A 5428-nucleotide genomic window follows, 5' to 3' on the forward strand; every position below is an offset into this window, starting at 1 on the left:
GGGCAGTGGTGGGGGGGACGATTCGTGCAGGCGGCGGATGTGGGTGGTCAGGTGTAGTGGCAGGCCGGTGGGCTCGGTCCAGCCGGGTCTGTAGGCGTCGGTGGCGGCGCGGGCGAGCTCGGCCGCGAACGTGGCGGCGTCTGCCGGGCGGTCGGCGGGATTTTTCGCCAGCGCACGCAGCACCACGGCCGCGATCGGAGCGGGAACCTTGTCCAGCGGTGGCGGTGGGTCGAGGAGGTGCTGGCGCCACAGGGCTTGTACGGGCTGTTGCGGATGGAACGGCGCCACTCCGGCCAGCAGCCGGTACAGCACGACCCCGAGGGCGTACAGATCGGTGGCTGGGCTCAGCCGGCCGCCCCTGATCTGTTCAGGCGCCATGTACAGGGGGGTGCCGGCCCTACTGCTGGCGGTGGCGGCGGTGCCTTCGAACAGTTTCGCGATCCCGAAGTCGGTGACCTTCACCGTGCCGTCGGCGGCGAACAGAATGTTGTCGGCCTTGATGTCCCGGTGCAGCACCCCACCGTCGTGGGCGTGCTCCAACGCCGCGGCCACGGCCAGCCCGACCGCGCAGGCCTGCGCCTGGTTGAGACTGTCACGGCGGTGGGTCAGGGTGCCGCCGTCGAGGAGTTCCATGACCAGCAGGCACAGCCCCTCGGCCTCGACATATTCGAAGATCCGCACCACATGGGGATGGTCGAAGCTGGCGAGGATCCTCGCTTCGGCGGAGAAGTCCACGGTCAGCCCTTCCGGGCCTTCGGCTTCCATCACCTTGATCGCGACTGGGCGGCGTAGTCGGCGATGCCGCCCCGCTACGACCAGTCCGAACTGTCCTGATCCCACCCGCTGCCCGATCCGGTAGGCGGGTAGGGCCTTCTCGATCCGCTCCCGGTCAACAATCATCAGCCGGTTGGCTCTGTCGGTGGGAGCGGTTGGCTCTGTCGGTGGGAGTGGCAGTGATCTGCCACGGTCGTGGAACTCGACCTGGCTTGCCGGCTGGTGCTCGGCGCGCTCTCGATTCCACTCGACACTTCATGATCTTCCTTCGCTGTCGACGGTGGAGGTTCTCCTGAGTCTGTCGGATCTTCAGGAGCGTTTCCTCGGCGTCGCACCCGGTGATCGTCCCGACTGCCTCGTCTGTGCGATCAGTGCAGCGAGCAGATGGGTGCGAGGGGTCATCTGTGCCACCTCGACGTGCTCGGTGTCCGCATGGGCGCCGCTGCCGACGGCACCCAGGCCGTCCAGCGTCGGGCAGCCTGCGCCCGCGGTGTAGTTGCCGTCCGAGGCGCCGCCGACGGCGACTCCCCGCAGCGGCTCCTGGCCCAGCTCCGCGGCGATTCTGGCGGCGAGGGTGAACAGGTCGGCGGAGGACTCCGGTTCCATCGGCGGCCGTTTCCTGCCGCCCAGGACCTTCAGGCGGGCTCCGGGTGTCTGGGCGGTAAGCCCCCGCATGAGATCGTCGATCCGGTCCTGCGTGGCCAGGGTCGGCACCCGCACGTCCACCGACACCTTCGCCCGCGCGGGCACCGTGTTCAGCGTGCTACCGGCGCAGAGCAGGGTGGGGGTGATGGTCGGGGCTCCCAGGACGGAGCAGGTGGTCTCCACCGAGGCGGCGAGGCCGGCGATGGCCAGGACCTGGTGCGCGGACTCGATCGCGGCGTTGACCCCTTGCTCCGGTTCCAGACCCGCGTGGGCGGCCTTCCCGTACACCACGACCTCATAACGTGAGGTGCCCTTACGGGCGGTCTTGAGGGCGCCCTGTTCGTTCGCGGCCGCCTCCAGGACGAAGGCGGCCGCGCACCCACGCACGGACTGCTCGATCAGCTCCCGGGAGGTCGGGGAGCCGACTTCCTCATCCCCGTTGATCAGCACGCAGACACCGTCCGGGGACGGCAGGCAGGCCAGCGCGTGGAACATCTGCACCAGCCCTGCCTTCATGTCCAGGACCCCGGGGCCCCGGGCGATCCCGTCGACCACCGACCAGGGGTGGGTCTCCAGCGAGCCCACGGGCCACACGGTGTCGTGGTGTCCGACCAGCAGCACCTGCGGTGTGCCGAAGGTCCACCGCAGGTGGGTCACGCCGTCGAGCACGATCGTCTCCGGCGCGCGGCCCAGCAGTCTCGCGCCGAGGGCGCCGACAACCTCGGCGCTGCGGGCCAGTGCCGCATGGTCGGCCGAGAAGGACTCACAGACCACGAGTTCTTCCAGATCGGCCAGCATCGCCGGCAACGCGATCGCGGCCCCCGCGGTCACCGACCCCACCCCGCCGCACAGCTTCGTGCCTCACAGCTGTCCACCAGCAGCACGCTTCCCCCTTGGGCCCGATCTTGACGACAGGGGCGACGTTAAGACGAGACAAGACATTCCACCAGCAACTAGCCTGCATACAAGCCATGCAGGGACGGCTGAATCCTGCCGGTCATGAGTTGTACCGTCACGCGGTGGACGTGCTTGAGCGTCTGTCGCGGGCAGAGCAGGCACTGGCCGCCATTCACGCGGGTCGCGGCGGGACACTGCGCGTCGGGGCGTTCTCGACCGCGAACATCTCGTTGGTGCCCGCTGCCTTGCGGGCGTTCAAGCAGGCCAGACCGGAGGTCGAGATCGTCGCGATCGAGGGCCGGAGCGGCACGTTGATGCAGCGCCTCGCGGACGGGGCGCTCGACCTTGCCGTGGTCAGCGACTATCCGTCCGGTCTACCGTCGGCCGACGGCGTCACGACGACCGTTCTGCTGGACGACGAGTTGTTCGTCGTCCTCCAGCGTGAGCATCCCCTGGCCGGAGCCGGGGTGATCGACCTGCGCGAACTACGCGACGAGGCCTGGCTCCAGGATGCACCCGCGGGAGGCCATCCCACGCTGCTCACCGATGCCTGCGCCGAGGCGGGCTTCACACCCAAGAAGATCATCAAAATTGCGGAGTGGACCGGGAAGTTCGGCTATGCAGCCGCCGGACTGGGCATTGCGCTGGTCCCCTCGCTGGCCGCCTGGGCGGTCCCGGCCGAACTCGTCCTGTGCCGGCTCGGCGACCTCGCCCTGTGCCGGCTCGGCGACCTCGCCCTGCGCCGGACCGTCCATGTAGCGCTGCCCGCTGACCCGCTGCCGGTGGCACTGACGTTGCGGGATCTGCTGGGGGACACACCGGGCATGCACCTGAACCCACGGTGGGTGTTCGCCGCCATTCTGGTGATCAAGTGTGCTGAGGAAGTGGTGGAATGACTGGTCGGTGCGGGTGGTGTCGGCGGTGGCGTCGAGGTCCAGGAGCAGGCCGCGGATGACCGCGAGGACGAGGGTCGCGAGTTCGGGGCGGCCGATGCTGCGCAGGCCGTCGGCGAGCGGCCCGAGCCAGTCGGTCGTCGCGGTCCGGCGGAAGTCGGGCCACAGCTGCTGCACCGAGCTCCCCGGCAGCTGACCGAACATCTGCAGGAACGGCTGTCCGTCCGGGCCGGACCGCCGGGCGGAATTTCGACCGTCAACTCCCCGCAGTCGCATGGGGAGGATTGCCGGACGCCCCTCACCGACGCGGCCCCGGCCGCCCCGGGTCCGGACGCACGGACGCACGCTCGGACCTGGGGGACCAGACATCAAACAGCCTGGATCACCACCGCTTCTCCTGCATGGAGAGGTTGTAGTCGAGCGCGTCAACTTCACCGTCGCGATTGACGTCTCCCATGCAATCCAGACTTGTCTGGTAACCTCCTGGGCGAAACGTACCCACCCGGAGGCGGCGCGGCTGTTGCGGCCGGTATCTGGAGTCCCAGCAGGGCAGAGAACGCCGCGATTACCAGAAGTCGTCCGGCCGCCACAACCCGCTGTCCCGATGGCGAACGTTCATGGTGCACCTTCATCTTCCGTCGTAGGAAGATTTTCGACGCTTCACTAACGGTGACAGCGATAGCGATCCTGACGGCAGTGAGCCGCCCTACCGGCGGCCGCCGTTCCAGATGCTGCCCTGCCGGTTGCCGTTCCAGATGCTGCCCTGCCGGTTGCCGTTCCAGATGCTGCCCTGCCGGTTGCCGTTCCAGATGCTGCCCTGCCGGTTGCCGTTCCAGATGCTGCCCTGCCGGTTGCCGTTCCAGATGCCGCTCTGCCGGTTGCCGTTCCAGGTGCTGCCCTGCTGGCCGCCGTTCCAGGTGCCGCTCTGCTGACCGCCGTTCTCTGGAGCACCGGGCGGCTGGGCCTGCGCGGTAGCACTTGCTAGGAAGATCGCGAAAACTGCGAATACCATTACTCCAAGACTCAATATTTTCCTCGTAAGAGTCACTACCTCTCCCTTCGTTGTCGTGACATTGTTCCCGATCGCCTTCCAGGGAAACGGTTCAGCTCGCCATTAAATTTAATGTGACGTGAGGTTTAGGGTAGGGTCCGCTCGGTTCTACCGAGTTTGCTGTGAATGCAAGAAATAGGCGACTTTTTAGCGCGACACATCCTTCTGGTAGGGGTGCTGGCCGCAGCGTCTACTCCGAGGGGGATCCCGGCACTACCGCTCCGCAGCACAGAAATTCTTGGAAAATTAGATATCCACAGGATGCCGCCGTTTATGAGGGGATTTTCCTGTCAGTCGGCGAGGTGGCGGCGTCGGCGGTGTCGAGAGCGCGGGCGTAGGCGTCGACGTGCGCGCAGCGCACCGTCAGCAGGTCGAGGACGTGCTGGTTGTGTCGCTGCTCGCTCGTTCGCAGGCGGGGCGGGCCGGTGGGTGTTCGCCGCCATTCTGGTGATCAAGTGTGCTGAGGAAGTGGTGGAATGACTGGTCGGTGCGGGTGGTGTCGGCGGTGGCGTCGAGGTCCAGGAGCAGGCCGCGGATGACCGCGAGGACGAGGGTCGCGAGTTCGGGGCGGCCGATGCTGCGCAGGCCGTCGGCGAGCGGCCCGAGCCAGTCGGTCGTCGCGGTCCGGCGGAAGTCGGGCCACAGCTGCTGCACCGAGCTCCCCGGCAGCTGACCGAACATCTGCAGGAACGGCTGTCCGTCCGGGCCGGTCATCGAGGTCCAGGCGTTGTGCAGCGTGGTGGTGTAGGGCTCGTCGGGTCGTGCGCGCAGCAGGGCGCCGAAGGTGTCGAGCTGGCGTTGGCGCGCGTGGCCGAGGACGGCCCGTAGCAGGGTGTCGCGGGTGCCGAAGTGGTAGATCAGCATGCGGGCTGAGGTGCCAGCGGCGCAGGCCAGCGGCTCGAGCCGGTCGGGCAGGCCGTGCGCGAGCGCATAGTCGGTGCACGCGTCGAGCAGCCGCTGCCTGATCTCTGGCTGCCGTCGCCGTCCCATCGCCGCATCTTTTCGCGTAACAACCGCTACGTCTACTGTCGATTAGGACGTGGCCAGGATCGAGACATGGCCAGGAGGACAGCCGCGGAGGTGGCGATGAGGGTCGTGTTCGTGCACGGGGCGTGCGTGCGGGACGGGGCGTGGTGGTGGCACCGCACCGCGGGGCTGCTGCGGGAGC

At 67.9% G+C, this 5428-nt stretch carries 5 protein-coding genes; 1 reads left to right on the forward strand and 4 read right to left on the reverse strand.

Features of this window, described 5'->3' with window-relative positions; translation table 11 throughout:
* Both NBZ85_RS27060 and NBZ85_RS27065 read right to left on the reverse strand, forming a co-directional pair.
* On the reverse strand, positions 1–900 hold a 900-nt coding region (locus NBZ85_RS27060), incomplete at its 3' end, for a serine/threonine-protein kinase (protein WP_261562858.1).
* Positions 901–1083: 183 nt separating this feature from the next.
* Positions 1084–2250 carry a M20/M25/M40 family metallo-hydrolase gene (locus NBZ85_RS27065; RefSeq protein ID WP_261559871.1) on the reverse strand — a complete coding sequence of 389 codons (1167 nt, stop codon included), beginning with the start codon at positions 2248–2250 and terminating at the stop codon, positions 1084–1086.
* A 62-nt stretch (positions 2251–2312) separates the two neighbouring features.
* Here NBZ85_RS27065 and NBZ85_RS27070 point away from each other — a divergent pair, with 62 nt between their 5' ends.
* Entirely contained in the window at positions 2313–3212 is a 900-nt protein-coding gene (locus NBZ85_RS27070) for a LysR substrate-binding domain-containing protein (protein WP_261562859.1), read from the forward strand.
* 703 nt (positions 3213–3915) lie between these two features.
* Here NBZ85_RS27070 and NBZ85_RS27075 read toward each other — a convergent pair.
* Both NBZ85_RS27075 and NBZ85_RS27080 read right to left on the reverse strand, forming a co-directional pair.
* Entirely contained in the window at positions 3916–4257 is a 342-nt protein-coding gene (locus NBZ85_RS27075) for a hypothetical protein (RefSeq protein WP_261562860.1), read from the reverse strand.
* 366 nt (positions 4258–4623) lie between these two features.
* Positions 4624–5250, reverse strand: a complete 627-nt coding sequence (locus NBZ85_RS27080; protein ID WP_261559874.1) for a TetR/AcrR family transcriptional regulator — start codon at positions 5248–5250, stop codon at positions 4624–4626.
* Positions 5251–5428 lie beyond the last annotated feature (178 nt).

The organism is Frankia tisae, assembly GCF_025403405.1.
GTDB lineage: Bacteria > Actinomycetota > Actinomycetes > Frankiales > Frankiaceae > Frankia > Frankia tisai.

Excerpts from the sequence above, each read along its gene's own strand:
- NBZ85_RS27080 (WP_261559874.1), bottom strand. The coding sequence starts at position 5,250 with ATGGGACGGCGACGGCAGCCAGAGATCAGGCAGCGGCTGCTCGACGCG.